19 protein-coding genes are annotated in these 26,958 nt (G+C 75.2%); 13 read left to right on the forward strand and 6 right to left on the reverse strand.

Annotation, left to right across the window (positions count from 1 at the left end; translation table 11 throughout):
• Window positions 1-1,505 precede the first annotated feature (1,505 nt).
• The 6 genes from ACIPXM_RS07095 (at window position 1,506) to ACIPXM_RS07120 (ending at window position 12,735) form a co-directional block, all read left to right on the forward strand.
• Window positions 1,506-4,106, forward strand: a complete 2,601-nt coding sequence (locus tag ACIPXM_RS07095) for a hypothetical protein (protein ID WP_401652857.1) — start codon at window positions 1,506-1,508, stop codon at window positions 4,104-4,106.
• The gene (locus tag ACIPXM_RS07100; RefSeq protein WP_401652859.1) at window positions 4,103-6,238 is read left to right on the forward strand and encodes a hypothetical protein; all 2,136 of its coding nucleotides are present in this window, start codon (window positions 4,103-4,105) and stop codon (window positions 6,236-6,238) included. Before ACIPXM_RS07095 ends, ACIPXM_RS07100 begins: the two co-directional genes overlap by 4 nt.
• A 3-nt stretch (window positions 6,239-6,241) precedes the next feature.
• The gene (locus tag ACIPXM_RS07105; RefSeq protein ID WP_401652860.1) at window positions 6,242-8,572 is read left to right on the forward strand and encodes a hypothetical protein; all 2,331 of its coding nucleotides are present in this window, start codon (window positions 6,242-6,244) and stop codon (window positions 8,570-8,572) included.
• Window positions 8,573-8,649: 77 nt separating this feature from the next.
• The gene (locus ACIPXM_RS07110; RefSeq protein WP_401652861.1) at window positions 8,650-9,882 is read left to right on the forward strand and encodes an arginine deiminase; all 1,233 of its coding nucleotides are present in this window, start codon (window positions 8,650-8,652) and stop codon (window positions 9,880-9,882) included.
• Window positions 9,883-10,033: 151 nt separating this feature from the next.
• On the forward strand, window positions 10,034-11,041 hold the full coding sequence (gene argF / locus ACIPXM_RS07115) for an ornithine carbamoyltransferase (RefSeq protein WP_401652863.1): 1,008 nt from the start codon (window positions 10,034-10,036) through the stop codon (window positions 11,039-11,041).
• 209 nt (window positions 11,042-11,250) lie between these two features.
• Window positions 11,251-12,735, forward strand: a complete 1,485-nt coding sequence (locus tag ACIPXM_RS07120) for an amino acid permease (protein WP_401652865.1) — start codon at window positions 11,251-11,253, stop codon at window positions 12,733-12,735.
• Here the strand turns inward: ACIPXM_RS07120 and ACIPXM_RS07125 are convergent.
• Complete coding sequence (locus ACIPXM_RS07125) at window positions 12,686-13,201, reverse strand: ATP-binding protein (RefSeq protein ID WP_401653659.1); 516 nt, start codon at window positions 13,199-13,201, stop codon at window positions 12,686-12,688. The two genes, ACIPXM_RS07120 and ACIPXM_RS07125, sit on opposite strands and share 50 nt — an antisense overlap.
• Before the next feature lie 319 nt (window positions 13,202-13,520).
• On the opposite strand from ACIPXM_RS07125, the gene ACIPXM_RS07130 reads away from it, so the two are divergent.
• Genes ACIPXM_RS07130 through ACIPXM_RS07145 form a run of 4 tightly spaced genes read left to right on the forward strand, consistent with a single transcriptional unit; the run spans window position 13,521 to window position 17,486 of the window.
• Window positions 13,521-14,348, forward strand: coding sequence for an enoyl-CoA hydratase family protein (locus ACIPXM_RS07130; RefSeq protein ID WP_401652867.1), 828 nt, complete (start codon window positions 13,521-13,523; stop codon window positions 14,346-14,348).
• Window positions 14,345-16,726, forward strand: a complete 2,382-nt coding sequence (locus ACIPXM_RS07135) for a bifunctional salicylyl-CoA 5-hydroxylase/oxidoreductase (protein ID WP_401652869.1) — start codon at window positions 14,345-14,347, stop codon at window positions 16,724-16,726. Before ACIPXM_RS07130 ends, ACIPXM_RS07135 begins: the two co-directional genes overlap by 4 nt.
• Window positions 16,727-16,785: 59 nt before the next feature.
• Window positions 16,786-17,100, forward strand: coding sequence for an ArsR/SmtB family transcription factor (locus ACIPXM_RS07140; RefSeq protein ID WP_401652871.1), 315 nt, complete (start codon window positions 16,786-16,788; stop codon window positions 17,098-17,100).
• Window positions 17,097-17,486, forward strand: a complete 390-nt coding sequence (locus tag ACIPXM_RS07145; protein WP_401652872.1) for a VOC family protein — start codon at window positions 17,097-17,099, stop codon at window positions 17,484-17,486. The genes ACIPXM_RS07140 and ACIPXM_RS07145 overlap by 4 nt, the downstream gene beginning before the upstream one ends.
• Before the next feature lie 87 nt (window positions 17,487-17,573).
• Here the strand turns inward: ACIPXM_RS07145 and ACIPXM_RS07150 are convergent, their stop codons facing one another.
• From ACIPXM_RS07150 to ACIPXM_RS07160, 3 genes are all read right to left on the reverse strand, one after another.
• On the reverse strand, window positions 17,574-17,699 hold the full coding sequence (locus ACIPXM_RS07150) for an ALQxL family class IV lanthipeptide (protein WP_401652874.1): 126 nt from the start codon (window positions 17,697-17,699) through the stop codon (window positions 17,574-17,576).
• Between the two features lie 292 nt (window positions 17,700-17,991).
• A complete protein-coding gene (gene lanL, locus ACIPXM_RS07155) occupies window positions 17,992-20,847 on the reverse strand; it encodes a class IV lanthionine synthetase LanL (RefSeq protein WP_401652876.1) in 2,856 nt (951 codons plus the stop codon).
• A gap of 65 nt (window positions 20,848-20,912) precedes the next feature.
• The gene (locus tag ACIPXM_RS07160; protein ID WP_401652878.1) at window positions 20,913-21,077 is read right to left on the reverse strand and encodes a hypothetical protein; all 165 of its coding nucleotides are present in this window, start codon (window positions 21,075-21,077) and stop codon (window positions 20,913-20,915) included.
• Between the two features lie 226 nt (window positions 21,078-21,303).
• Here ACIPXM_RS07160 and ACIPXM_RS07165 point away from each other — a divergent pair, with 226 nt between their 5' ends.
• Complete coding sequence (locus tag ACIPXM_RS07165; protein ID WP_401652880.1) at window positions 21,304-22,317, forward strand: hypothetical protein; 1,014 nt, start codon at window positions 21,304-21,306, stop codon at window positions 22,315-22,317.
• Window positions 22,318-22,359: 42 nt separating this feature from the next.
• Here the strand turns inward: ACIPXM_RS07165 and ACIPXM_RS07170 are convergent, their stop codons facing one another.
• Both ACIPXM_RS07170 and ACIPXM_RS07175 read right to left on the reverse strand, forming a co-directional pair.
• Complete coding sequence (locus ACIPXM_RS07170; protein ID WP_401652882.1) at window positions 22,360-23,172, reverse strand: PaaX family transcriptional regulator C-terminal domain-containing protein; 813 nt, start codon at window positions 23,170-23,172, stop codon at window positions 22,360-22,362.
• A gap of 10 nt (window positions 23,173-23,182) precedes the next feature.
• Window positions 23,183-24,892, reverse strand: coding sequence for an AMP-binding protein (locus ACIPXM_RS07175; protein WP_401652884.1), 1,710 nt, complete (start codon window positions 24,890-24,892; stop codon window positions 23,183-23,185).
• Between the two features lie 278 nt (window positions 24,893-25,170).
• On the opposite strand from ACIPXM_RS07175, the gene ACIPXM_RS07180 reads away from it, so the two are divergent.
• A complete protein-coding gene (locus ACIPXM_RS07180; RefSeq protein WP_401652886.1) occupies window positions 25,171-26,487 on the forward strand; it encodes an acyl-CoA dehydrogenase family protein in 1,317 nt (438 codons plus the stop codon).
• Window positions 26,484-26,882, forward strand: coding sequence for a RidA family protein (locus ACIPXM_RS07185; protein WP_401652887.1), 399 nt, complete (start codon window positions 26,484-26,486; stop codon window positions 26,880-26,882). Before ACIPXM_RS07180 ends, ACIPXM_RS07185 begins: the two co-directional genes overlap by 4 nt.
• Window positions 26,883-26,958: the final 76 nt, after the last annotated feature.

Here is a 26,958-nt window from a genome sequence, read left to right on the forward strand (position 1 = left end):
AAGATGCTCCACGAGCTCGGCGAACTCGCCAAGGGCCTGCGCACCCATGAGCTCGACGAGGGCAAGCAGTTCGTCGAGGGCCGCCGCAAGCTCTACCGCGACGACCGCACCGGCGTCTCCTACCTGCTGCCGCCGCAGAACAGCCTGCGCGCGTTCTACGACGACGTCCTCGACCGCCTCATCCAGAGCGAGGGCCTGCCCGAGTCCACCGACGCCGCCGGACTCCTGGAGCGGCTGATCCGCCCCGAGGAGTGGCGGGGCGCGCTCGACGCGGTGCGCCGCTCGCCCGGCGCCGCCGTCAAGGAGATCAAGCAGGTCGTCGAGCGGCGGGTGAAGAAGCTGTTCGGCGAGGCCAACGACGACCGCTTCACCCGCCCGCTGCTGCCGTCCATGGCGCTGCTGCTCCGCGCCGTCGCGGGCGACAAGAGCGCCGAGGCGAAGGTCGACCCGCGCTGGCTGGTGCAGTTCAGGGCCGCGCTCGCCGGACTCCTCCCGGTCGGCTTCAGCCCGGACGGCAGCGGCCCGCTGAAGATCCTCATCGTGCACCCGGCGGGCGAGACCGACAGCCGCGCCGCCGAGTACCTGCGCCAGGAGCTCAACCTGCCGCCGCGCGCCACCCAGGAGTACCGGGCGGTCGACACCGAGTCGATCACCGTCGTGCTGTTCCGCAGCGGCATGAACCTGACGGACATCTCCGAGGTGCGGGGCGTCCTCACCCTCTGGTCCGAGGCCCGCGACTCCGGCGGCCAGGAGGACTTCCTGCACTGGCGGCAGCGGCTCGGCCACCACGACGACTGGCTGGTGTCCACCGAGGAGGACCGGCGCCGGATCATGCACCGGCTGCTCTGCGCGATGTGGAACGGGCACATCCACACCGAGGGCCCCGAGGCCTCGCCGCACCTGGTCCGCATCCGGCTCCAGGAGGGCGAGTCCGCGACGATGTCGCTGCGCCTGGAGGACTTCGACGGTGCCCTGTCCAGCTGGGCGGGCCTGCTGCGGGCCTACGAGCGCTGGGCGCTGCTCGACGAGGGCACGATCATCGAGGAGTTCTGCGGCCGTCTGATGCAGGCGCTGCCGAAGGGCCTCGGCCACACTCCGGTCGGCCCGTCGCCGCTGTTCGTGCGGTTCGTCGAGGAGATCGCGCCGCGCCAGCTCGCGCTGCTCGACGAGGTCTCCCTGGAGTACGGGGCGGAGAGCGCCGAATGGCTGGCGCCGCTGCGGGACTTCTGGGAGGTGACCTACCCGGCGGCGCTCGACATGCGGTTCCCCGGCGCGGGCCGCCCCACCCGGCCCACCCTCCGCGCCCTCTACGAGCGCCACGCGCCCAGCGCCCAGCCCGTACCCCCGCCCGCGCCGCAGCCCGCGGCCCCGGCGGCCGCCCCGGCGGGCCCCGCGCCCGACCCGGGCCCCGCGCCCGCGGCGCCGCCGCCCCCGGCCGGCCACCACGGGCCCGCGCCCGAGCCCGGCAACGGCGGCTACCCCTGGGACCTGGACGGGGAGGACGCATGAACCCGCGTGTCCTGCCGGAGCACCCCGTGCCCGGCCACGCCGTCTGCCTCGACCTGCGCGCCGAGGCGTACGGATCGGAGGCGTACGGGCCCGAGGCGTCCGGCTCCGACCCGTACGGCTCCGAGGGGTACGGGCCCGAGGAAGCGGTACGGCGTGCCCTCGCCGTGCCGCAGCCCGCGGGCCGCCGCCGCTTCCTCGTCGTCGACGACGCCGACGCACTCGTCGGCCACCAGCTGCTGCACGAGCGGCTGTCCTCGTACGGCCCGGCGCAGGTCGTCTGCCTCGCCGTCAGCGCGCCGGGGGAGCGCAGCCTGCGCCGCACCCTCACCCTGCGGCCGCCCGCGGCCGGAGTGCTGTGGCTGCTCGACGGCTTCCAGGGGGACGCCGCCGCCGCGCTCCGCCCGCTGGTCGAGGTGCTCGCCACGCCCGAGGTGTTCGACGCCGTGCTGCGCGCGCTCGGCCGGGTCACCGACGGCGTCGCCGTGCCCTCGGTCCGCATCCTGGAGCACGACCTCACCGACGAGGCCCGCGCCCGCGCCTGGCGGCAGGCCGTCGAGGCGCTGACCGGACCCGACGTGCCGGTCACCGGCTCCGTCGGCGGGGTCCCGCCCGAACTCGCCCTGCTCCTCGACGAGTCGGTGCCCGCCTCGCTGTCCGGACACGAGTGGCTGCCCGCCCACGGCCGCGCCGGACGGCTCCGGCAGGAGGGCGCGGAGTCCCTGGAGGACGCCGTCGACGGGTACGCGCGGGTGCGCGGCCCCGCCGGGCTGCTCACCGGCGTCGGGCGGAGCGTCGACCTGCCCGGCGACATCGAACGCCTCGCGGGCGCGCTGCGCGGCTTCCGCGCCCTGGTCGCCGACGCGTTCGGCCTCGCGGGCGCGGTCCGGCCCACGGTCGAGGACCGCGGCCTGCTCGCCGACCGGGGCGTCCGGCTCCCCGAGATGCCCCGCGAGATCACCCGCACCGGGATCGTCCCGGCGCTGCGCGACCACACCCATGAACTGATCGCCCGTCGGCTGCCGCTGCGGTCCGTCGCGGCCCGGCTCGCCGCCCTCGCGGCGCGGACCGCACCGGCGGGCAGTGCCGCCCGGCTCGCCGCCCTCGACACCGTCTGCGGCCGGGACCGGGTCGACCGGCTGCTCGCCCAGCACCCCTTCGTGGCGGGCGGGTCGGCCGTCGGGGCGATGCTCCTCACCGGACTGCTCGCGCTGCTCGGCGGTGTGTGGCCGGGCATCGGCTGGGCCACCGGGCCCGCGGTCGGGCTGCTCGCCGCCGGGCTGGCGGTCCTGATGGGCCGCCGCCGCCCCAACCGTTCGCCCGACGGGCGGCTCGACGGCGGCGGCACCACCGGTGTCACGCCCCGGCTGTTCGGCGGAGTGCTCGGCGGCATCGCCGGAGCGGCCGTCGGGCAGACCCTCTCCCCGCCGGTCTGGGTCGGCGCGTTCGCCCTCACCCTGGCCGTGGCCGGGGTGGGCCTGCGCGCCCTGCGCGACTGGACCGTCGCCGTCGACGCGTGGTGGGACCGGGCCGACCCGGACGACGGCGGCCGGGCCCTCGACGAGATCCACACCCTCCTGGTCACCGCCGCCGTGCACGACTGGCTGTTCGCGGACGTGCGCCACCACTGCTCCGACGGCGCCGGGGCGGTCGCCCGGCTGCTGCGCGGGCTCGCCGCGACGGCCGACGCCTACGGCACCCCCGGCGCACCCGACCCGTACGGCAGCACCGATCCGTTCACCGGCCCCGACCCCTACGGTCTTGGCGGCCCGGCCACCGTGACCGGTCCCGCCGGGCCGGAGACGACGGGCGGCGGCTGGGACTGGGACGAGTGGTCCGACAGCTCCGTCTGGGACGAGCCGACCGCCTCCGCGCCCCCGCCCAAGGACCCGACCCCGACCCCGACCCCGGCCTCGGGGCCGCCGCCGACCATGGCCGACCTGGCAGGACCGCCGTACCCGCCAGGACCGCCGTACCCGCCGAAAGCCGCACCGGCCGGGGACCCGCTCGCCGCCGAGCCGCCCGCCGTCACCCCGCGCTGGCTCGACCGGCGCTACGGGGACGGCGGCCCCGCCCTCGTCGACACCCTCGTCACCGACCTGGTCGACGGGGTCTCCGGCCTGCTCGACGGCTGCTGGGCCGGGATCGAACGCGACCCGGGCAACGCCGGACGGCTCCCGCTCGACACCCCCATGACCGCCCTCCTCGACGAGACCCGCACCCGGCTCGAACGCGACGCCGCCGCCTCACCGCCGCCCGGCCGCGACCGCGAAGGGCGGCCCGACGCCGCCCGGCTCACCGGCGTCGCCCCCGACGGCATCGCCCGGCTCCTCAGCGCCGACGACGAACCCGGCCTCACCGTCCCGCTGTGCGGACCCGAGCACCAGCGACTGCTCTCCCAGGAACCCGGCGCCGCCCGCCGGATCCGCTTCGTGCCCGAGACCATGCGGCACGGCACCACAGGCGACGACATCTGGCGGGGCGGCGCCGAGGACGTGACCTGGACCGACGCGGGCCGCCACGCGGGCGTGCTCCGCCTCGTACCGCTGCGGACGGACGTCGTCCGGACGGTCCTGGCCGACGAGGACGGAGCACCATGACCGACGAGCCGCCCACCGCCGCGCCCCCGGCCGGACCCGACCCCGAAGAACCCGGCGAGGAACTGGAGTTCCTCACCCCGCAGCAGGTGCCGGTCCGGTTCGCCGCGCGGTACGGGCCGGACGGCCGCGCCGCGGGCCGCCCACAGTTGCGGGCCCGGCTGCTCACCCTGGCCGCAGGCTGGCCCGTCGTCCAGTACCGGCTGCCGTCCGCCCAGCACGCCGACCCCCGCGCGTACACCCTCCTCGAACGCGAGGTGGCCGCCGCCGTCACCCTCGAACGGCACTACGGGAACGAGAAGTTCGCCGAGGTCTTCACCCGGATCCTCGGCTACGACCTCGACTGCGCCGAGCCCTTCGTGCTCTACCGCGCCTCGACCGGGGCGCCGCTCACCGACTGCCGGGACCGCCTCGGCCCCGAGGAGCAGCAGCGCATCATCAACCAACTCGCCCTCGCCGTACGCCTCCTGGAAGCGGCCGGCCTTGTGCACCGGGCGCTCGCCCCCGACACCGTACGGTGGGACGGCAGCCATGTCCGGCTCAGCGAGCCGTACGCGGTGCTGCGCGCCGGAGAACCCCGCGAGCCGTTCGGCAGCGCGCCCTGGGCCGCACCCGAACAGCGCCGGGGCAAGGGCGACGCCGACCCGCGCGACGACCTGTGGTCGCTCGCCAGGATCGGCTATCTGCTGCTCTCCGGGAACCCCGGCCCGCCCGGGCGCCCCGACCGGGCCGACGGCCCGCCCGAGGACCTGGCCGACTACCGGCGGCTCGCCGCGCTCGCGCAGAGCGGCCTGTTCGCCGCCACCGCGGCCGAACGGCCCGCACCGGCCGAGCTGTTGCGGCTGCTCCGGCTGCCCGACCCGCTCGCCCACGCCGTCGGCGCCGCCGACCCGCTCGACGAGGGCCGGGCCCGCTACGACGCCGAGGTCGCCCGCCGGGCCGCCCGGCGCCAGGAACGCCTGGACGCGGCGACGCGCCCCTTCACCGCGCCCCCGCAGGCCCGCCGCGGCTGGCGCGACCGGCTGTTCGGCGAACCGGCGGCCCGCCCCGCCCCCGTACCGCCACCGCCCGATGAGCCGCCCCGGCCCGCCGGCCGGATGTGCCCCCACTGCCTGCTTCCGGTCACCTTCGACGAGGAACTCCTCGTCACCCTCGACGAGATGGGCAACCGCAGCCCGCTCGACCTGTCCGCCGAGCACCGCCCCGGCCACCGCCAGGACCTGCTGCGCACCGCCTACCAGCTCTGCCCGCACAGCCTCGAAGGCCCCGACACCCACGCACTGCCCGTCCCCTACCTCACCAATGGCGAACCGCTGTCCATCGCGTTCGTCGGCAGCTCCGGCGTCGGCAAGACCCATCTGATGGCCTCGATGCTCGGCGCCGTCGAACTCGGCGGCCTGGAGCCCTACGGCCTCAAATGCCTGCCGCTCAACCCCGACGCCCACCGCACCTATCTGCGCGACCGTGTGCAGCACCTCGAGCAGGGCGTCATGCTGCCCCGCACCGGCCAGCAGACCTTCGCCCGCTTCTCCGACGGCCTGCTGGTCAGCGCGCCCGGCCGGACCCCACGCCCGGTGATCTTCTTCGACCTCGCGGGCGAGGACCTCGTCACGGACGGCCCGGTGACCAGCTTCCTCCAGGGCGTGGACGCCTTCGTGTTCGTCGTCGACCCGCTGCGCGCCGTGCGGCTGCCCTCGCTCGATCCGGCCCGCGACCGGTACCGGGTCTCCTACCGCGGCCTGGGCGACGAGGCCTTCGCCACCGTCCTCAACCGGCTGCCGCGCGACGGGGACGGCTATGTCACCGCGCCCTCGGCGCTCGCCGTCAACAAGAGCGACCTGATGCGTTTCGACCCGACCGTCGACCACTGGCTCGGCCGGGCCCTGCCGTCCCGCCACGACCCGGCGGTCCTCACCGCCGAGAGCCGCGACGCCTACGCCTTCCTCCGCCACCACGGGAGCCCCGCCTGGCTGCGCCCGTTCGACGACTGCGCCCACTGCACCCTGCACTTCGTCGCCGCGACGGGCGGCGAGGCCCGCGGCGACCGCTTCCCGCACGGGGCGCGGCCCCGCCGGATCCTCACCCCCCTGCTGTCCGTCCTCGCCGCGTGCGGGCTGCTCAGAGGAAGGGACTGACCGATGGCACCCCAGGACGGCGCGGACCGGGACATACGACCGGACCGGGACGCGCGACCGGACCGGAGCGAACGGACGGGCATGGACGACCAGGTCGACCAGATCGTGTTCCGCTGGGACGCGGAGCTCTCCGGCACCACCGGCTTCGGTCCCGTGGCCTGGTCCGTGGACCGGGCCGAGGTCGAGCCCCTCGCCAGGTTCGTCGGGCCGTTGCTGCGGACGAACGGCGCGGCGACCCGCCCCGCGCTCGTCCGGCTCCAGCACAGGGCCGGGGACCGGGCCATCCTGATCCGCCGGATCCCCTGGAGCGACCCGGGCGGCAGCCCCTCCGCCATCTGCCACCTCCTCACCGGCTCCCCTGAGCTGCTCAGCCCGGACAACTGCCTGGGCCTGCACGCCTGGAACTGGCAGGGCGCCGATCTGCCGCTCGACCGGGTACGCGGCGACCTGCCGTCGGTGCCGGAGCGGGTCCTGCTCGACGCGACGCCCACCGGGCACGCCGCACTCGACGCCGGGCTCGGCACGGCCAGGACCGAACTCGTCGGCGCCGTGGCGGAGTTCCTGCGCCGACCGGGATACCGCTTCACCCTCCGCGACGAACAGGGCGGCAGCGCGCTGCCGGTGCTGTGGGGACTGCACGGACTCTTCGGTGAGAGCACCGACTTCCACTGGACCTTCGCCACCCACGACACGGAGGAGAGCGAGTTCCTCCGCTTCATCTTCGTCGGCCGGTGGTCGGGGCAGGCCAGCACGGACGGCCACCGGCACCGCGCGGACCCGCTGCACCGCGTCGGCGACGAGGCCGAACAGGTCGCGGCACGCCTTGTCGACCATCATCTGCGGGGCGTGGCAGCGGGCGACACCACGCGGTACGCCGTCGCCGGAGCGCTGCACCGGGCGCTGCGCCAGGCCTCGTACGCGAAGCCCCACATGCTCGACGTGGCCCGTGCCGCAGCCGACGAGCTGGACCGGACGGAGCGGCAGCGCCGGCAGCGGAGCCACGACACGGCGACGGACACGACGGCCGATACGGCGACCGACACGACCGCCGACACGACGGCGCGCCCGCCGACCGGCACTGCGCCGGTCACGGCGGGCGATCCGGCCGCGAAGCCGACGGCCCAGGCCCCCGCCGCCTCCCCGGCCCCGTGGACACCGGCCGCCTCCCACGGCACACCGCCGGTCCCGCCGTACCCCGCGACCACGTCGCCCGCCACGTCGCCCGCCACACCCCCGGTCACGTCCCCGGCGCGCGAGGGCTCCCCGGACCGGGACTGGCAGCCGGACCGGGACCGGGAGCGGCAGCCGGTGATCGGTATGGGCGGGCCCGCCGAGACGGCCGGTGGCGGTATCGGTGCCGGTGTCCAGTTCGCGGACACGATCGCGGACACGCTCGCGGACTCGCCGTGGGCCGGACCGCCGCCCGGGCGGCGGCGCGTCCGGCCCGGCCGCAGGCGCCGGGGGCGGCACCAGGACTTCAGCCTGGAGTACCTGCTGCGCGAGGCCCCGACCGCGGAGGACCGGCGCAGATGGCTGGCGGCGGCCGACGACCGGGAGCTGCTCGCGGTGCTGCGCGCCGGTACCCAGCCCCGGGCGGTGGTCACCCTGGTCGTCCAGGCGGTGGCCGGACGTTACTCGGACTGGGGCCGTTCGCTCCGCGTCGAGCTGTGCGAGGTCGTCATCGCCGCGGGCTACTTCGTCCGCCGGGAGCACCCCGGGGAGCCCCCCACGTCACCGGTCCGGTGGGCGGCCGACGTCGCCGCGCTGCACGCGTGGGCGGTACGCCCGGTCCTCGGCGCCCGCCATGGCGAGGCCGCACCGTTCCGCCATCTCGCCGCCGTGCTGCGCCGGTTCGGCACCAGTCAGGACCCGGTCGACCGGGCCGTCTTCCGGGGGCTCGTCGGCGGGGGCCGTCCCGGGCTGCCCGAGGGCGTGTGGCAGGAAGTAGTCCTCGGCGTGCTCCCGCCCGACCCGCAGCCGTCCCCGCAACCCCAGCCCCAACCACAGCCGCACCACCAGCCGCACCCGCACGCACAGTCGTACCCGCAGCCGCAGGCGGCCCAGAGCCCGCACCCGCACCCCCAGCCCTACGCACCGCCCTCAATCCCCCCGCAACCGGCCGAGGCCCCGCCCCGCCCGGTGTCCGAACGGGGCACCCGCACCACCGTCCCGGCCGAGGGCCGGGCCCGGCGCGAAGGCGACCGCTGGGACGACGGCCACGGCAACGGGCCGGACGCCGGGCACGACAAGGACGGCGTGACGACGATCGCGCTGCTCGGCGCGGTGTTCGTGCTGCTCGTCGTCCTCATCTTCATCGTCGTGCTCCGGCACTGACCCCGGGGATCCGGCAGCACGGATTCCGACACGCCGACCGCCACGCGCGAGCCGCCCGGCTCCGCCAGGATGGGCCCATGGGATTCCATGTCGATTCCGAGACCGGGCGGCTGCGCCGCGTCATCCTGCACCGCCCGGATCTGGAGCTGAAGCGGCTCACCCCGACCAACAAGGACGCCCTCCTCTTCGACGACGTGCTCTGGGTGCGCAGGGCCCGCCAGGAGCACGACGGCTTCGCGGACGTGCTCAGGGACCGGGGGGTGGAGGTGCATCTCTTCGGCGACCTCCTGGGCGAGGCCCTGGAGCTGCCGGCGGCCCGGGCGCTGGTCCTCGACCGGGTCTTCGACGAGAAGGAGTACGGGCCGCTCGCCGCCGACCATCTGCGGGCCGCGTTCGACTCGCTGGACTCCGCCGACCTGGTGGCGGCGCTGGTCGGCGGCATGACCAAGCGGGAGTTCCTGGCGGCGCACCGGGAGCCGACCTCGGTCCGCTTCCACGCCCTCGACCTGGACGACTTCGTGCTCGGCCCGCTGCCGAACCACCTCTTCACCCGGGACACCTCGGCCTGGATCTACGACGGGGTGTCGATCAACGCGATGCGCTGGCCCGCCCGGCAGCGCGAGACCGTGCACTTCGAGGCGATCTACAAGCACCATCCGCTGTTCACGGGCGCGGACGCGGGCCCGTTCCACCACTGGTCGGAGGGGCAGTCCGACTACCCGTCGACCATCGAGGGCGGCGACGTCCTGGTCATCGGCAACGGCGCCGTGCTCATCGGGATGAGCGAGCGGACCACCCCGCAGGCCGTGGAGATGCTGGCGCGCGGTCTGTTCGCGGCCGGTTCGGCGCGCACGATCGTCGCCCTCGACATGCCGAAGCGGCGGGCGTTCATGCACCTGGACACCGTCATGACGATGGTGGACGCGGACACCTTCACCCAGTACGCGGGCCTCGGCATGCTCCGCTCGTACACCATCGAGCCCGGCGACCAGGGCCAGTCGCTGCGGGTCTCCGACCATCCGCCGGAGCAGATGCACAGCGCGATCGCGGCGGCCCTCGGCCTCCAGGACATCCGGGTGCTCACCGCCACCCAGGACGTGCACGCGGCGGAGCGCGAGCAGTGGGACGACGGGTGCAACGTGCTGGCGGTGGAGCCGGGGGTGGTCGTCGCGTACGAGCGGAACGTCACCACCAACACGCATCTGCGCCGCCAGGGCATCGAGGTGATCGAGATCCCGGGCAGCGAGCTGGGCCGCGGCCGGGGCGGCCCGCGCTGCATGAGCTGCCCGGTCGAGCGGGACGCCGTATGACAGGACGCCGTAGGACGGGACGCCGTATGAGCGGACGCGGGCCGTAGGGACCGTAGGGGCTGTATAAGAATGCTGGTTACCGTATATACTTCCAGCATTCTCGTATCCCCGACGCCGCCGCCGCGTCCTCGACCGTAACCCAGGAGCGCCCATGACCGCCGACCTCATCGGCCGCCACTTCCTCAAGGAGCTGGACTTCACCGCCGAGGAGTTCCGTGGTCTCGTCGCGCTCGCCGCCGAGCTGAAGGCGGCCAAGAAGGCGGGCACCGAGGTGCGGCGGCTCACCGGCCGGAACATCGCACTGATCTTCGAGAAGACCTCCACCCGGACCCGCTGCGCCTTCGAGGTCGCCGCCGCCGACCAGGGCGCGTCCACCACCTACCTCGACCCGGCGAGCTCCCAGATCGGCCACAAGGAGTCGGTCAAGGACACCGCCCGGGTCCTCGGCCGGATGTTCGACGGCATCGAGTACCGGGGCGACAGCCAGGAGGCCGTCGAGGAGCTCGCCGCGCACGCCGGGGTGCCCGTCTTCAACGGGCTCACCGACGACTGGCACCCCACCCAGATGCTCGCCGACGTGCTCACCATGACCGAGCACAGCACCAAGCCGCTGGACGCCATGGCCTTCGCCTACCTCGGCGACGCCCGCTTCAACATGGGCAACTCCTACCTGATCACCGGCGCCCTGCTCGGCATGGACGTCCGCGTCGTCGCCCCCAAGGCGTACTGGCCCGCCGACCACTTCGTCGCCGAGGCGCAGCGCCTCGCCGAGGCCAGTGGCGCCACCATCACGCTGACCGAGGACGTCGCCGAGGGCGTGCGCGGCGCCGACTTCGTCGCCACCGACGTGTGGGTGTCGATGGGCGAGCCCAAGGAGGTCTGGGACGAGCGGATCGCCGCCCTCGCCCCGTACTCCGTGACCATGGACGTGCTGCGGGCCACCGGCAATCCGGACGTGAAGTTCCTGCACTGCCTGCCGGCCTTCCACGACCTCGGCACCGCCGTCGGCCGCGAGATCCACGCCCGGCACGGCCTCACCGAGCTCGAGGTGTCCGACGAGGTCTTCGAGTCGGCCCACTCGGTCGTCTTCGACGAGGCGGAGAACCGGATGCACACCATCAAGGCGGTCATGGTCGCGACGATGGGCGACCCCGCCTGAGGCCGACGGCGGCCGACGGCGGCCGACGGCGGCCGACGGAGGCCCGTTCGTGGGCCACCCCGTCGGGCGCTAGGTCCGGTTAGGCATATAAATACGCCTGATTGGGTGAATATGCGGAATGTGGTCTACGATCACAGGGTTCAGGGGGGTCCGGGCACGCATGCCCGGACCCCCCTTCTTGCGTGCACGACCAGAGAAGAGCGCCCCGCATGCCCCCGTCCGCCTCGCGGCCCAGCCCCGCCCGGCCCAACCCCGCGCGGATCAAGTCCCCGAGCCAGCTGATCGCCGAGTCCGGCGCCGACCTCGAAGGCCACGGCCTGCGCCGCACCATGGGGCTCTTCCAGCTGGTGTGCTTCGGCATCGGCGCGATCGTCGGCACCGGCATCTTCGTCGGCCTCTCCGACAGCGTCGCCGAGGCGGGCCCCGCCGTCCTCGTCTCCTTCGTGCTCGCCGCGATCACCTGCGTCTTCACCGCGTTCTCGTTCGCCGAGCTGGGCGGTGCGATCCCGGTCTCCGGCTCCTCGTACTCCTTCGCCTATGCCGGCCTCGGCGAGCGCGTCGCCTTCCTGGTCGGCTGGTGCCTGCTCCTGGAGTACGGCGTCTCCGTGTCGGCCGTGGCGGTCGGCTGGAGCCAGTACCTCAACGAACTCCTCGACAGCCTGATCGGCTGGCAGCTGCCAGCCGCGCTCTCCGCCGGGCCCGCCGACGGCGGCGCCGTCAACCTCCCGGCCGTCGTGGTGATCCTGCTCGCCGCCGTGCTGCTCGTCCGGGGCGTGCGCGAGAGCGCCCGCGCCACCGCCGCCATGGCCGTGCTCAAGCTGGCGATCCTGGTCCTGTTCTGCGCGATCGGCTTCAGCGCCTTCAAGGACGGCAACCTCTCGCCGTTCGCCGAGCACGGCACCGCGGGCATCACCGCGGGCGCGTCCGTCGCCTTCTTCTCGTACATCGGCTTCGACGCCATCACCACCGCCGGCGAGGAGGTGCGCAATCCGCGGCGCAACATCCCGCTCGCCATCCTCATCTGCATCGGCGTGGTGACCCTGCTCTACTGCGCCGTCGCGCTCTCCGCGATCGGGGCGCTCGGCGCCGACGCCGTCGCCGACAAGCCCGCCGCGCTCTCGCTCATCGTCAACCAGGTGACCGGCTCGACCATCGGCGGCGGCGTGATCGCCTTCGGCGCGGTCGTCGCCATCGCGTCCGTCGTCCTCGCGGTGATGTACGGGCAGACCCGCATCCTGATGTCGATGTCCCGCGACGGCCTGGTGCCCCGGGTGTTCGAGCGGGTCTCGCCGAAGAGCGCCACCCCGGTCGCCAACACCTGGATCGTGGCCCTCGTCTTCGCCGTACCGGCCGCGTTCGCCTCGCTCGACGTGGTCGTCAACCTCACCACCATCGGCACCCTGACCATCATGGCCGTGGTGAACATCGCGGTGGTCGTGCTCCGCCGCCGTGACCCGGAGCTGCCGCGCTCCTTCCGGGTGCCGCTCTACCCGCTGAGCCCGCTGCTCGGCGTCGGCTTCTGCGTCTACCTGATCTGGGGGACCGGCTGGACGACCTGGGTGCAGTTCGCCGTCTTCCTGGTCGTCGGCGCGCTGGTGTACGCGGGGTACGGGCGCCGCAACTCGCGGCTCGGCCGCGGCCTGGTCAGGAACCCGGAGTCCGACGCCGCTGCGCAGGCACCGCCGGGAGCGTGAACCACACCGCCTTGCCGTGCGCGGTGGGGCGGTGTCCGCAGTCGCTGCTCAGCGCGCGGATCAGCAGCAGACCGCGGCCGTGCTCCTGCCAGGGGTCGACGGGGGCGGCCGGATCGGGGCCGACCAGCTGGTCGGGCCCGGCGGCCGGGCCGTGGTCGTGGACCTCTATCTGGCAGCCGCCGGGCGCCGGAAGCAGTTCGACGACCAGCTCGATCGGGCCGTCGCCGGGGGTGTGCTCGACGGCGTTGGCGACCAGCTCGGCGGTGAGCAGCTCGGCGGTGTCGCGGTCGGCCGCGGCGCGCTCGGGGCCCTCGATGGCCATCAGGGCGGTACGGACCAGGGCCCGGGCGATCGGGACGGCGGCGGTGGTGTGCGGCAGCTCGACCCGCCAGGCGGCGGGGAGCGGGCCGGGGGCGGGAACCGGGGCAGGGTCGGGGTCGGGGTCGGGGGCTGCGGGGCCAGGCAGGTCGGACACGGCAGGTTCCGTTCGGGCGATTCGTGGGGGCGGGGGGCGCGGCTACGGGGACGTCCTGGTTTCCACCTTACGGAGCCATAAATCCGGCTCCAGAGGCGGTCGCCCGGTTCGCCCCGGGACCTGTGTCCGTGCCGGGCGGGGACCTTCGGATGTCAGGGACGGTGCGGGGGCGTCGGTGGTGTCGGTGGTGTCGGTGGGGACGGGGCGGCTGAGACGTATCGCGTACTCGTGACGACAGTCACACATGAGTGATACCCTCAGGGTGGTGCTGCCGTACCGGTACGTGCACACAACAGGGAGGTCCTCCCGGATGAGCCCCTTCACCGGCTCCGCGACCCGGACCGAACGCTGGCGCCATCTGCGCCTGACCATCGACGACGGGGTCGGCACGATCACCCTGGCCCGTCCGGGGAAGCTCAACGCCCTCACCTTCGGCGCCTACGCCGACCTGCGTGATCTGCTCGCCGAGCTGTCCCGGGAGCGGGCCGTCCGGGCCCTGGTGCTCGGCGGCGAGGGCCGGGGCTTCTGCTCCGGCGGCGACGTCGACGAGATCATCGGCGCCACCCTCGCCATGGACACCGCGCAGCTCCTCGACTTCAACCGGATGACCGGCCAGACCGTGCGCGCGCTGCGCGAGTGCCCGTTCCCGGTGATCGCCGCCGTGCACGGGGTCGCCGCCGGGGCGGGCGCGGTGCTCGCGCTCGCCGCCGACTTCCGGGTCGCCGACCCCACCGCCCGCTTCGCGTTCCTCTTCACCAGGGTCGGGCTCTCCGGCGGCGACATGGGCGCCGCCTATCTGCTGCCCCGGGTCGTCGGCCTCGGCCACGCCACCCGGCTGCTCATGCTCGGCGACGCGGTCGGCGCCGTCGAGGCCGAGCGGATCGGTCTGATCAGCGAGCTGACCGAGGAGGGCGCCGCCGACGCGCGGGCCGCCGTCCTCGCCCGCCGCCTCGCCGAGGGCCCCGCCCTCGCCCACGCCCAGACCAAGGCGCTGCTCACCGCCGAACTCGACATGCCGCTGGCCGCCTCGGTGGAGCTGGACGCCGCCACCCAGGCCCTGCTGATGCACGGGGAGGACTACGCCGAGTTCCACGCGGCCTTCACCCAGAAGCGCCCGGCGAAGTGGCGCGGCCGATGAGCACCGGCGCCCCGGCGCCGGGCGGCGCGCCCGACCCCGTACCGCCCAAGACGCCCCCGCCGCCCGAGCCCGCGCCCGTACCGCCCACGTCGGCGCCCCCCGCGACCGCGCCGCTCCGCGTCGCCGTCATCGGCGGCGGGCCCGGCGGGCTCTACGCCGCCGCGCTGCTCAAGCGGGGCGACCCGGCCCGCGAGGTCACCGTCTGGGAGCGCAACGCGCCCGACGACACGTTCGGCTTCGGCGTGGTGCTCTCCGACGAGACCCTCGGCGGCATCGAGGACGCCGACCCCGCCGTGCACGCGGCGCTGCGCGCCGAACTGGTCCGCTGGGACGACATCGACATCGTCCACCGGGGCCATCTGCTCCGCTCCACCGGCCACGGCTTCGCCGCCCTCGGCCGCCGCCGGCTGCTCGAACTCCTGCACGCCCGCTGCGCCGGACTCGGCGTACGGCTCCGGTTCCGCACCGACGCGCCGCCCGCCGCCGAACTCGCCGCCGACCACGACCTGGTGATCGCCGCCGACGGGGCGGGCAGCCGCACCCGCACCGCCCACGCCGACGTCTTCCGGCCCACCCTCACCACCCACCGCTGCCGCTACCTCTGGCTCGCCGCCGACTTCGCGCTCGACGCCTTCCGCTTCGAGATCGCCGAGACCGAGTACGGCGTGATGCAGCTCCACGCCTACCCCTTCAGCACCGCCGACGGCGGCTCCTCCACCGTCATCGTCGAGATGCGCGAGGAGGTCTGGCGGGCCGCCGGCTTCGACGAGCTCGACGAGACCGAGTCGGCCGCCCGCTGCGCCAAGCTCTTCGCCGACGCCCTGCACGGCCGCGCCCTGCGCTCCAACCGGTCGGCCTGGACCGCGTTCCGTACCGTCGTCAACGCCCGCTGGTCGCACGGCGGGATCGTGCTCATCGGCGACGCCGCCCACACCGCGCACTTCTCCATCGGCTCCGGCACCAAGCTCGCCGTCGAGGACGCCGTCGCGCTCGCCGCGCACGTCGACGCCCGGCCCGGCACCCCGGCCGGGATCGCCGAGGCGCTCGCCGCCTACGAGACCGAGCGGCGCCCGGTCGTCGCCTCCACCCAGCGGGCCGCCGCCGCCAGCCTGCGCTGGTTCGAGGAGATCGCCGGCCGGCTCGACCGGCCGCCCCGCCAGTTCGCCTTCGACCTGCTCACCCGCAGCCGCCGGGTCACCCACGACAACCTGCGGCTGCGCGATCCCGCCTTCACCGCCTCCGTCGAGGCCGAGTTCGGCTGCCCGCCGGGCACCCCGCCGATGTTCACCCCGTACCGGCTCGGCGGCCTGACCCTGCGGAACCGGGTCGTCGTCTCCCCGATGGACCTGTACGTCGCCGAGGACGGCCTGCCCGGCGACTTCCACCTCGTCCACCTCGGCGCCCGGGCGCTCGGCGGCGCGGGCCTGGTCATGACCGAGATGGTGTGCGTCAGCCCCGAGGGCCGGATCACCCCCGGCTGCACCGGACTGTGGACCGACGAACAGGCCGACGCCTGGGCCCGGATCACCTCCTTCGTGCACGCCCAGGCACCCGGCACCGCGCTCGGCGTCCAGCTCGGCCACTCCGGCCGCAAGGGCTCCACCCGCCGGATGTGGGAGGGCATCGACCAGCCGCTGCCGGACGGCAACTGGCCGCTCGTCGCCGCCTCCCCCGAGCCGTACCGCGCGGGCCTCAACCAGGTCCCGCGCGCCCTCGACCGGGCCGGACTCGCCGCCGTCCGCGAACAGTTCACCGCCGCCGCCCGGCGCGCCGCCCGGGCCGGGTTCGACCTCCTCGAACTCCACTGCGCGCACGGCTATCTGCTCTCCGGCTTCCTCTCCCCGCTGACCAACCGGCGCACCGACGGCTACGGCGGCGACCTCGACGCCCGGCTGCGGTTCCCGCTGGAGGTGTTCGACGCGGTACGGGAGGTGTGGCCGGCCGACCGGCCGATGACCGTCCGGATCTCGGCCACCGACTGGGCCGACGGCGGCACCACCGCCGAGGACGCCATCGGGATCGCCCGCGCCTTCGCCGACCACGGCGCCGCCGCGCTCGACGTCTCCACCGGCCAGGTGGTCCCCGAGGAGATGCCCGAGTTCGGCCGCTCGTACCAGACCCCGTACGCCGACCTGATCCGCTCCGCGCTCGGCGTCCCGGTCATCGCGGTCGGCGCGATCTCCTCCTGGGACGACGTGAACTCGCTGCTCCTCGCGGGCCGCGCCGACCTGTGCGCACTCGCCAGGCCGCACCTGTACGACCCGCACTGGACCCTGCACGCCGCCGCCGAGCAGGGCTACGCGGGCCCCGGCGCGCCCTGGCCCGCGCCGTACCGGGCGGGCAGCCGCCGCCCGCCGACCGGCCGCAAGGACCCGTAGCCGGGCTCGGGGATCTGATCGATTTGATAGGCAAGTCGGTGCTTGCCTATCGTGGGGTCATGGCGGACGATGTGTTCAAGGCCCTGGCCGACCCGACCCGCAGGCTCATCCTCGATGGGCTGGCGGAGCGGAACGGGCAGTCCCTCTTCGAGATCTGCGTGCGTCTGGCGACCCGGCACGACGTGGCGATCTCACGGCAGGGGGTCAGCCAGCACCTCGCCGTCCTGGAGGCCGCGGGTCTGGTACGGACCCGGCGCGAGGGCCGCTACAAGTTCCACGACCTCGACACCGAGCCGCTGACCAGGGCCCTCGGGCGCTGGCTCCCGGCCGGCAGTACCCCGCACGAGACACCGACAACGGAGAAATCCCCATGAGGATCAACCTCGCCAGCGTCTTCGTCGACGACCAGGCCAAGGCGCTGCGCTTCTACACCGACGTCCTCGGCTTCCTGAAGAAGGCCGACGTCCCGCTCGGCGGCCACAGCTGGCTGACCGTGGTCTCGCCCGACGCCCCCGAGGGCACCGAACTGGTCCTCGAACCCAACCAGCACCCGGCCGCCAAGGCGTACCAGGAGGCGCTGGCCGCCGACGGCATCCCGGTGAACTCCTTCGCCGTCGACGACGTCCACGCCGAGTTCGCCCGGCTGGCCGGCCTCGGCGTGCGCTTCGTCCAGGAGCCCACCGACATGGGCCCGGTCACCACCGCGATCCTGGACGACACCTGCGGCAACCTGATCCAGATCGCCGAGTACAAGGGCTGAGCCGCGCTCCCGCGAGGGCGGGAGAACACCGAGCGGGACCCCGAGGGGTCCCGCTCGTGCGTGCCCGCGCGGATCAGCGGCTGCTGATCAGCAACCGCTGGTCAGCCAGCGGCAGGCGGTGATCAGCGCGGCGGCGTGCTCCTCGCCGCGGGCGTCCTCGGTGCGGACCTCCTCGGGCAGCAGCTGCAGGGCGTCGATGTCGTGCTCCATCATGGCGTTCTCCTTCGGTGCGGAGGTGGTACCGGCCCCGGGCGGGACCGGCGTCCGTCGGCACGCGGCCGACGGAGGATCAGGGGGTACGGCCGTCCGGCCGTCCGGGCGTCAGTCCTAGGTCGTGTCCGGAAAGTCCCGCCTGGCTCGCGACGCCTGGCACGAGCGCTCGCCGCGTTGTCGGGATCGCCCTCGTACGCCCAGTACGAGGGCGACCCTCCGCCTTGCGATCGCACGCGCCAGACGCCGCGAGCCCCGCCCTGGCGGGCGGACGGCGCTACTTTCCGGACACGACCTAGGGCAGCCAGGCCCGCGGCCCGCCGCAGCGCAGCCGCAGCAGCAGGGAGAGGCTTCCGGCGAGGCCCGTGGCGTACTCGGCGAGCACCGTCGTGCGGTTCTCGTCGGGGACGAGGAGCCGTCCGTCGCGCAGCACGGCCTGCGCCGCGAGATGTTCGACGAGCAGTTCCGCCGCCGCGCGGTGCCGAGGGTCGCCGGTCAGCTCGGCGGCGTCGAGCAGGAACTCGGCGTTGCCCGCGAGGCCGTGGCAGGTGGCGGGGGAGTCGGTGACGCGGCCCGCGACGACGGCCCGGGCGGCCCCGTCCACCAGGGCGAGCAGCTCCTCGTCCACCCCGCCGCCGGACCGCCACAGCCGGACCAGGAAGCTGCCGACGCCGGACGAGCCGCTGCACCAGTGCCGGGCCAGCTCAGGCGAGTCCGACAGATGGCGGGCCCGGTCGACCGGCCACAGCGTCCCGCCCGCGCCGCCGCGCGCCGCGACGGTCAGCGTCACGCCCGCCCCGGCGGCCGCCTGATGGAACGTTTCCTCGCCTGTCGCCTCGGCGGCCCGCAGCAGGAACGTGCCCACCCCGGCGACGCCGTGCGCGAAACCGTAGTGCCAGGCGCCCGCGAGCGCGGAACCGAAGTCCTCGGGGACCGGCCAGAACACCCCCTCGGGGGTGGGCCGGGCCACCGCGAGCAGTCCCTCGGCGGCCTCCGCCGCCCGGTCGAGGAAGCGGCGGTCCCCGGTCGTCCGCCAGAAGTGCAGCTGGGTGAGCCCGGACCCGGCCGCGCCGTGGCACACATCGGGATTCGGCCACCGTACGGGCAGCGCCAGCGCCAGCGCGGTCGCCCGCTCCTCAAGGGCCGGGTCGCCGAGCGCCCGCGCCGCGTCGAGCAGCGCCCAGGCGGTGCCGGAGCGGCCGAAGTGCAGGCCCGGCAGGCTGCCAGGCACCGCGTCGACCAGGTCCGCCGTCCACCGGGCGGCCGTGCCGAGCCCCGCGCGCAGCGCCGCCCGGTCCACCGGGATCCCGGCGTCGCGCAGGGCGTCCGCCTGCCGCAGCGCCCTGGCCAGCACGGCGACCCCGCCGGCCGAGCCGTGCTGGACGGCGACCGGGTCGCAGGTCTCGCCGAAGGAGTCGGAGGGCCAGAGGCGTTCCGGGGCGTCCGGGCGCAGGGTGGCGAGGAGATGCGCCACGCCGTCCCGCAGCAGCCGGTCGCGGTTGCGGTCCCGGTCGCGGTTCCGGTCGCGCTCGTCGTGGTCGGGTGCGGGTGCGGGTGCGGCGGGCGCGCGGGGAGTCCGGGCGGCCGTCTCCCGTACCGACGTCTCCCGTACCGCCGTCTCCGCCCGCAGCCCCGCGACGAGGTCCCGGGCCCGCGCCAGGCTCCAGCGCTCCTCGGCGACGTCCCGCATCAGGCCCCGGATCAGCGGCGCGAGGCGGCGCAGCGGCGGGTGGTCGCGGGAGAGCAGGGCGAGCAGTCCGGCGAGGCGTTCCTCGTCGGGGCGGGCGTCGGCCGCCGGCCGGTCCGGCGCGAACAGCGGGTCCGCGCCGCTCACCGCGTGCAGCACGGTCGCCCCGAGGGCGTACAGGTCGGCCGACGGGGGGAACGCCGGGGCCACCTGGTCGGCGGCGCGCAGCTCGGGCGCGGCGTAGCCGGGGGTGGCGCCGAGCACCCAGCGTTCGCCGGGCGTGGCGGCCATCTCCAGGTCGATCAGGAGCAGCCGCCCGTCCGGGGCGGCCATCACGTTGTTGGGGCCGAAGTCGTGGAGGGTGACGCCGAGGCCGTGCGCGGTGGCGACCAGCTCGACGAGCTGCCCGGCCAGGTCGTCCCCGGTGGCCTCGTCGGGGCACGCGGTGCCGGTGGCGGCGAGCCGTTCCGCGACCGTACGGCGCAGGGTCGCCCCGGGCACCGACTCGGCCACCAGGAACACGCTGCCCTGCTGCTCGAACGTCTCCACCGGCCGCGGCACCCGGTCGGGGGCGACGGCGGCGAACCGGGCGAGCAGCGTCGCCTCGCGGCGCAGCAGGTCCCGTACGTCGAGCCCTTCGAGCCCGGCGCCGACGTGCGGACGGGCCTGCTTGACGACGACCTGGGCGCCGGTGCGGGTGTCCTCCGCACGGTACACGCCGCCCTTGTTGGAGTGCTGGATCGCGCCCCTGACGACATAACGGTCCGCGAGCAGCACGGGTTTGGCGGCGGCACCGGCCGCCCGGGCGGGGGCCGCCGGGCGGTCCGGGAACGGGTCGCCCGCCCAAGCGGGCGGACTGAACCAGGCGTTGCGCTCGTCGGCGACCGGCCGCCCCTCGGGGTCGGTGAGCCGGGCCGCGAAGCCGCCGTCGGCCGTCAGCTCCCGCACCCCCGTGAACACGCCGTACCGGTAGAAGACCTGACTGTCCGGCAGATACCGTCGGTCGGAGAGGACGGCGGGGCCCGGCAGTCCGACGGTGGCCCGGTGCAGCGCGTCGGCGAGCAGCCGGAACCGCTCGTCGTCGGCCGGGTAGACGGTGAGGAACTTGCCGCCGCCGCCGCGCGCCGAGCGCCCCGACACCAGGGCCGCGACCCGCGCCGGGCTCCCGGCGAACTTGAAGGCGGCGCCGTGCGCGACGAGCACCTCGGCGGCCCGGGCGAGCACCAGCGGCGCCGACAGCGGGGTCGCGGACACGTGCAGCTTCCAGCCCTGCGCCCGGCGGACCGACCCCTCGGGCACCACATGGCACCAGAAGTCGCCCGGCGTCACGGACCAGCCGGAGGCGGCTGACGCATGGGGTGCACCGGCGGCGCGGGCGATGGCGGCGCGCACCAGGTCCGGCAGCAGCGCCAGCTCGGCGGCGGACTCGGCGCGGGCCCGGCGCGGGCCGGGCCCGGCGGTCACGCCCGTTCCGGTGGGGGCGGCAGAGGCCGCGGGGGCTTCGGAGAGCGACACGTCGGTCCCCGTCCCTACTGCTGCGGCCGGACGTAGTCGTCGCCCCAGCTGGTGTCCAGGAGCTCGGCGGCGGCGACCGTCCGCCCCGTGACCGGCCCGCCCCCGTGCTGCCCCGCGGTCACGGCGGCGGCGCCGAGCAGGACGGTGAGGACGAGGAGACAGCGGACGACTGCGGACATGCGGGGGCTCCTGGTTCGAGACACGTGAGGTGGCGAGAACAATGCTTTTTGGCTGGTTCACGCCGGATGGTGCCCTTGGCGGGGTTTGACCGCGTCGGGGACCTCAGTTGATCCCAGCGAGCCCGCTTGATCCAGGGGCGCGACCTGGCAATACCCTGCATGGCACGGAAGTAGCAGGGCCGCGAAACGGGGGGAATCCGTGCCCATGGGGACACATCTCACGGAAATGCCGCGACTGGACGCGCAAGCCGTCACGGTCTTCGAGTACGTGCTCACGCACGGCAGCCTCACCCGCGGGCCCGCCGCCGTGCCCGCGCTCGGCCTCAGCCCGCAGGAGGTCGAGGCCGCCGCCCGCACCCTGCTGAGCCTGCGGCTCCTCCGCCCGGCCCCCGGCCGCCCCGAGGAGCTGATCCCGGTGAGCCCGGACGCGGCGGCGGCGGAGGTCGTCGGCCCGCTGGAGGCCGAACTCGCCAGGGCGGCCGCGCACGCCCAGGCCGTACGGGACGAACTGCAGGCCCTGATGCCGCGCTACCGGGCCGCGCGGCGCGCACAGGGTCGTCGGCAGGGCGTCGACCTGCTGCCCGACATGCGGTCCGCGTCCGCCATGCTCACCGAGGAGTCGGCCCGCTGCCGCGAGGAGGTGTTCAGCATCCAGCCCGGCGGCGGACGCGCCCCCGGCCGGCTCGGCGACGCCCTCGACCGGGACCTCGCGATGCTCGCCAGGGGCGTCCGGATGCGCACCCTCTACCAGCACTCGGCGCGCGCCAGCCTCGCCACCCAGGGGTACGTGGAACGGCTCACCGAAGCCGGTGCCGAGTACCGCACCGCCGCCGAACTCCCGGACCGGGCCGTCGTGTTCGACCGCGCTGTGGCCTTCCTGCCGCGCCGTGCCGACGGCGCCGGCGGCGAGGGCGCGGTGCTCGTCCGCGACCCGGACGTGGTGGCGTACCTGTGCCGGGTCTTCGAGCAGCACTGGTCGGGGGCCGCCCCGTTCCACGGCACCAGCGAGGCCGCGTACAAGGAGGTCGGCCCGAGCCTGCGCCGTGCCCTGGTGGGGCTGCTCGCCGACGGCGCCAAGGACGAGGTGATCGCCCGTCGCATGGGCATGTCGCTGCGCACCTGCCGCCGCCACATCGCCGAGCTCCTGGAGGAGCTGGGCGCCGAGAGCCGTTTCCAGGGCGGCGCGCTGGCCGAGCGCGCGGGCCTGACCGAACCGCTCCCGGCGGACGACCCGGCCTGATCCGGCGGGGTCCGGCCTGACCCGGCGAGTTCACGCGGGTTTCTACACCCGCACGAACTCCCCACCGCGCGCGTGCAGCAGTTCGTGCAGGGCGAGGAAGGCCTCGGCGGACCGGCTGCCCGGCCAGTTCTCCGGCAGCAGGGCGAGCGGAAGCACCGGGTCCGCGTAGGGCAGTCGGCGCCAGGAGTCGAGCGCGAGCAGGTACGCGCGGTAGGCGTGCTCGGGCGTCGGCTCCGCGCCCGGCGCCGACCAGGCCCGGAGCACCGGCTCCTGGGCGTCCAGGAACTCCTCGTGCAGCTTGGCGATGGACGGCAGGTCCCACCAGCGGGACACCGCCTCCGCCGTCGCCGCGAAGCCCAGGTGGTCGCCGCGGAACAGATCCACGTACCCGGCGAGGTCGAGGCGTTCCAGGGTGTGCCGGGTCTCCTCGTACAGCCGCGCGGGCGCGATCCACACGCCCGGCGCCGCCGTCCCGAAGCCGAGCCGGGCGAGCCGGGACCGCAGCAGGTGCCGCTTGTGCCGCTCGGCCTCGGGCACCGAGAACACCGCGAGGACCCAGCCCTCCGCGAGCGCGGGCTCGGCACGGGCGTAGATCCGCCGGTCGCCGTCGTCGAGCAGCATCCGGGCGTCGTCCGACAGTGCGTACCCGGCGGCGCCGTCCGCCGTCCGCCGGGGCAGCAGCAGTCCGCGCCGCTTCAGCCGGGAGACGGAGGAGCGGACCGACGGCGCGTCCACGGCGAGCACGCCGAGCAGCCGGATCAGCTCCGCCACCGGGAACGGCGCGTCGTCCGGCAGCCTCCCGTACGCGCCGTACAGGGAGACGATCAGGGATCGGGGGGTGTGCTGCTCGGCCACGGTGATCACTTTAGGACGCCGGGTCCGGTGCCGTCGTCCCGCCCTGCCTCGCGACCCCGGTCCCGCCGGGCGCCGTCGCCGGGACCGCGGTCTCCCGGAGCCGGAACCGCTGGAGCTTGCCGGTGGGGGTACGGGGCAGCGCGTCCAGGAAGACGATCTCGCGGGGCGCCTTGTACGGGGCGAGCCTGGCCCGCACGAAGGCGCGCAGCGCCGCCGCCGTGCCCCCGTCGCGCGGCACCCCGTGCCGTACCACCGCGTACGCCACCACCACATGGCCGCGCAGCTCGTCCGGGCGGCCGACCACCGCCGCCTCCACCACGTCCGGATGAGCCAGGAGCGCTTCCTCCACCTGGGGGCCCGCGATGTTGTACCCGGCCGAGATGATCATGTCGTCGGCGCGCGAGACATAGCGGAAGTAGCCGTCGGGTTCGCGGACGTACGTGTCGCCCGTGACGTTCCAGCCACCGCGCACGTACTCCGTCTGGCGCGGGTCGGCGAGATACCGGCAGCCGACCGGGCCGCGCACCGCGAGCAGCCCCTCCTCGCCGTCCGGCAGCTCCCGCCCGTCCCCGGCGAGGATCCTGGCCTGCCAGCCCGGCACCGGGCGGCCGGTGGTGCCGGGGCGGATCTCGCCGTCGGCCGCCGAGATGAAGATGTGCATCAGCTCGGTCGCCCCGATGCCGTTGATCAGCTTCAGGCCGGTCCGGCCGTGCCACGCCTCCCAGGTGGCCGCGGGCAGGTTCTCGCCCGCCGAGACGCACCGCCGCAGCGAGCCGAGGTCCGGGCCCTCGCCAGGACCGTGGCCCGGCTTGGCCAGCTCCTCCAGCATCACCCGGTACGCGGTCGGCGCGGTGAACAGGACGGACACCCGGTGCCGCTCGATCGCGGCGAGCAGCGCTTGCGGACCGGCCTGTTCGAGCAGCACGCTGCACGCTCCGGCCCGCAGCGGGAAGACCACCAGGCCGCCGAGGCCGAAGGTGAAGCCGAGCGGCGGCGAGCCCGCGAAGACGTCGTCGGGGCGGGGGCGCAGCACATGCGCCGAGAAGGTGTCGGCGGCGGCGAGCACGTCCCGGTGGAAGTGCATACAGCCCTTGGGGCGTCCGGTGGTGCCCGAGGTGAAGGCGATCAGCGCCACGTCGTCGGCGGCCGTCGGCACCGCCTCGTACCGCGACGGCTTGCCGATCGCCCGGGTCAGCAGGTCGTCCGGGCCCTCGCCGCCGAACGGGGTGATCCGCAGCCCCGGGATCCCGGCCAGGGCCAGCTCCTCGACCGCGCGGACGTCACACAGCGCGTGGCTGCACCGGGCCATCTCGCACATCACGGCCAGCTCGGGGGCCCGCTGCTGGGCGAGCACGGTGACGGCGATCGCCCCCGCCTTCATCACCGCGAGCCAGCAGGCCGCCAGCCACGGGGTGGTCGGGCCGCGCAGCAGCACCCGGTTGCCCGGCCGGACGCCGAGGTCGTCGCTGAGCACATGGGCGATCCGGTCCACCCGCTCGCTCAGCTGCCCGTACGTCCAGACGCCGCCCTCGCCGTCCCGGAACACCTCACGGTCCGGGCCGAAACGTTCCACCGTGCGGTCGAGGAGTTCGGCGCCGCAGTTGAGCCGGTCGGGGTAGGCGAGCGAGGGCAGCTCGAAGAGGAGGCGCGGCCACTGGTCCGAAGGGGGCAGGTGGTCGCGGGCGAAGGTGTCGAGATGGGCCGAGGGCGTCAGCTCCATACGTCCGTCCCCCTGTCGGGTGGTCGGTCGGGCGGTGCGGGGCGGTGGCCGTGCGCGGCGGGTCGGCGTGCACGGCGCGGGGCGCGTCCGCGACGTCGTGGCCGGGGGCCTCGGGGCCTCGGGGCCTCGGCCGAGATCGCGGACGTGTCATGAAGGGGTCGACCGTCGCCCAACGAGCGTATCGTGATGGTGACGACAGTCAACGGTTCGCGATATCAGCTGCAGAGGTAGCTCCGGCGCCGCCCCGGCGGTCGGCGGACGCGCCGGAGAGGGCCCCGATGGCCGCATTCTCGCTCGATCCGGAACGGACCACCTGGTGCGCGGAGCTGCGCGCGCTCGCCGCCGAGCGGCTGCGGCCGGTCGCCGAGAAGGGCGAGCCGGGCCGCGTCAACCGCCCGCTGGTCGCCGCCCTCGGCACGTACGGCCTGATCGGACGGCTCTTCGAGGCGGGCGCGCTCGACCTGTGCCTGATGCGCGAGTCGCTCGCCCAGACCTGCACCGAGGCGGAGACCGCGCTCGCCCTGCAGGGCCTCGGCGCGCACCCGGTCGCCGCGTTCGGCACCCCGGAGCAGCGCGCCCGCTGGCTCCCCGAGGTGGTCGCGGGCCGGGCCGTCGCCGCGTTCGCGCTGTCCGAACCGGGCGCGGGGTCCGACGCGGCGGCGCTCGCCCTGGCGGCCGTGCCCGACCCGGAGACCGGGGGCTGGCGGCTGTACGGCGAGAAGCGGTGGATCTCGAACGCGCCGGAGGCCGATCTGGTGACGGTCTTCGCCCGGACGGGGGAGCCGGCCGGATCCGGTGGGCCGCGTGGGTCGGCGGCGGACGGGTCGGCGGGGGATCGGGCGGCGGGCGGTGGGCCGCGCGGGGTGACGGCCTTCCTGGTGCCGGGGGACCGGCCAGGGCTGTCCGGCGAGGCGCTCGACATGCTCGCCCCGCACGCGCTCGGCAGCCTGGTCTTCGACGGGGTGCCGGTCGGACCCGAGGACGTCCTCGGCGAGGTGGGCGAGGGCTTCCGGGTCGCCATGACCACGCTCAACCGCTTCCGGCCGAGCGTCGGCGCCTTCGCCGTCGGCATGGCCCAGGCCGCGCTCGACGCCACCCTCGCGCACACCGCCGGACGGACCGCGTTCGGCGGCGTCCTCGCCGACCTCCAGTCCGTGGCGCACCAGGTCGCCGAGATGGCGACCCGCACGGAGGCAGCGCGGCTGCTCGTGTACGCGGCGGCCGAGGCGTACGACCGGGGCGACGCGGACGTGCCGCGCCGGGCCGCGATGGCGAAGCTGCTCGCCACCGAGACCGCGCAGTACGTCGTCGACGCCGCCGTCCAGCTGCACGGCGCGCGCGCCCTGCAACGCGGCCATCTGCTGGAACACCTCTACCGGGAGGTCCGGGCGCCCCGGATCTACGAGGGGGCGACGGAGGTGCAGCGCACGATCATCGCGAAGGAGCTGTACCGGGCGGAGCGGGTGCGGGCACGGGCGGCGGCGGACGGAACGGCCCCCGCCGCCGGTACCCCGGCGGGTCTCGCCGAGGCCGCCGCCCAGTCCGCCGCCCACGCCACCTTCCCTGTCACCGTCCCGTCCGGAGGCCCCGCATGAGCCTGCACCGGCACAACCCCGCCGAGCTGGCGCCGCCGACCGGTTTCAGCCACGCCGTCACGGCGACCGGCTCGCACCTGGTCTTCCTCGCCGGGCAGACCAGCCTCGACCGCGACGGGAAGGTGACGGGGGAGACCCTGCCCGAGCAGTTCGAGACCGCGCTCGGCAACCTGCTGTCCGCGCTCCGGCACGCCGGGGGCTCGCCCGCCGACCTCGCCCGGGTCACCGTGTACGCCACCGACGTCGCCGACTACCGCCGTCACGCACCCGAACTCGGCCGGATCTGGCGGCGGTTGGCGGGTCGCGACTATCCGGCGATGGCCGTGATCGGAGTCGTACGGCTCTGGGACGAGCAGGCGCTGGTCGAGCTCGACGGCTTCGCGGTGGTCGACTGAACCCCGCGCCCGGCGGCCCCGCCAAGGCCCGTCGTACGGCCCCGTCTTGATCAACTGGTCACTCCCGGAGGCCGGG

The organism is Streptomyces sp. NPDC090025 (genome assembly GCF_044748125.1).
GTDB lineage: Bacteria > Actinomycetota > Actinomycetes > Streptomycetales > Streptomycetaceae > Streptomyces.

Bases quoted from the DNA above. Each gene is read 5' to 3' on its own strand.
- ACIPXM_RS07145 (WP_401652872.1), top strand. From the start codon at position 17,097: ATGAGGATCAACCTCGCCAGCGTCTTCGTCGACGACCAGGCCAAGGCG.
- ACIPXM_RS07140 (WP_401652871.1), top strand. From the start codon at position 16,786: ATGGCGGACGATGTGTTCAAGGCCCTGGCCGACCCGACCCGCAGGCTC.
- ACIPXM_RS07185 (WP_401652887.1), top strand. From the start codon at position 26,484: ATGAGCCTGCACCGGCACAACCCCGCCGAGCTGGCGCCGCCGACCGGT.
- ACIPXM_RS07120 (WP_401652865.1), top strand. From the start codon at position 11,251: ATGCCCCCGTCCGCCTCGCGGCCCAGCCCCGCCCGGCCCAACCCCGCG.
- ACIPXM_RS07110 (WP_401652861.1), top strand. From the start codon at position 8,650: ATGGGATTCCATGTCGATTCCGAGACCGGGCGGCTGCGCCGCGTCATC.
- ACIPXM_RS07150 (WP_401652874.1), bottom strand. From the start codon at position 17,699: ATGATGGAGCACGACATCGACGCCCTGCAGCTGCTGCCCGAGGAGGTC.
- ACIPXM_RS07100 (WP_401652859.1), top strand. From the start codon at position 4,103: ATGACCGACGAGCCGCCCACCGCCGCGCCCCCGGCCGGACCCGACCCC.
- ACIPXM_RS07165 (WP_401652880.1), top strand. From the start codon at position 21,304: ATGCCGCGACTGGACGCGCAAGCCGTCACGGTCTTCGAGTACGTGCTC.
- argF (WP_401652863.1), top strand. From the start codon at position 10,034: ATGACCGCCGACCTCATCGGCCGCCACTTCCTCAAGGAGCTGGACTTC.
- ACIPXM_RS07095 (WP_401652857.1), top strand. From the start codon at position 1,506: ATGAACCCGCGTGTCCTGCCGGAGCACCCCGTGCCCGGCCACGCCGTC.
- ACIPXM_RS07160 (WP_401652878.1), bottom strand. From the start codon at position 21,077: ATGTCCGCAGTCGTCCGCTGTCTCCTCGTCCTCACCGTCCTGCTCGGC.
- ACIPXM_RS07105 (WP_401652860.1), top strand. From the start codon at position 6,242: ATGGCACCCCAGGACGGCGCGGACCGGGACATACGACCGGACCGGGAC.
- ACIPXM_RS07130 (WP_401652867.1), top strand. From the start codon at position 13,521: ATGAGCCCCTTCACCGGCTCCGCGACCCGGACCGAACGCTGGCGCCAT.
- ACIPXM_RS07180 (WP_401652886.1), top strand. From the start codon at position 25,171: ATGGCCGCATTCTCGCTCGATCCGGAACGGACCACCTGGTGCGCGGAG.
- ACIPXM_RS07135 (WP_401652869.1), top strand. From the start codon at position 14,345: ATGAGCACCGGCGCCCCGGCGCCGGGCGGCGCGCCCGACCCCGTACCG.
- ACIPXM_RS07175 (WP_401652884.1), bottom strand. From the start codon at position 24,892: ATGGAGCTGACGCCCTCGGCCCATCTCGACACCTTCGCCCGCGACCAC.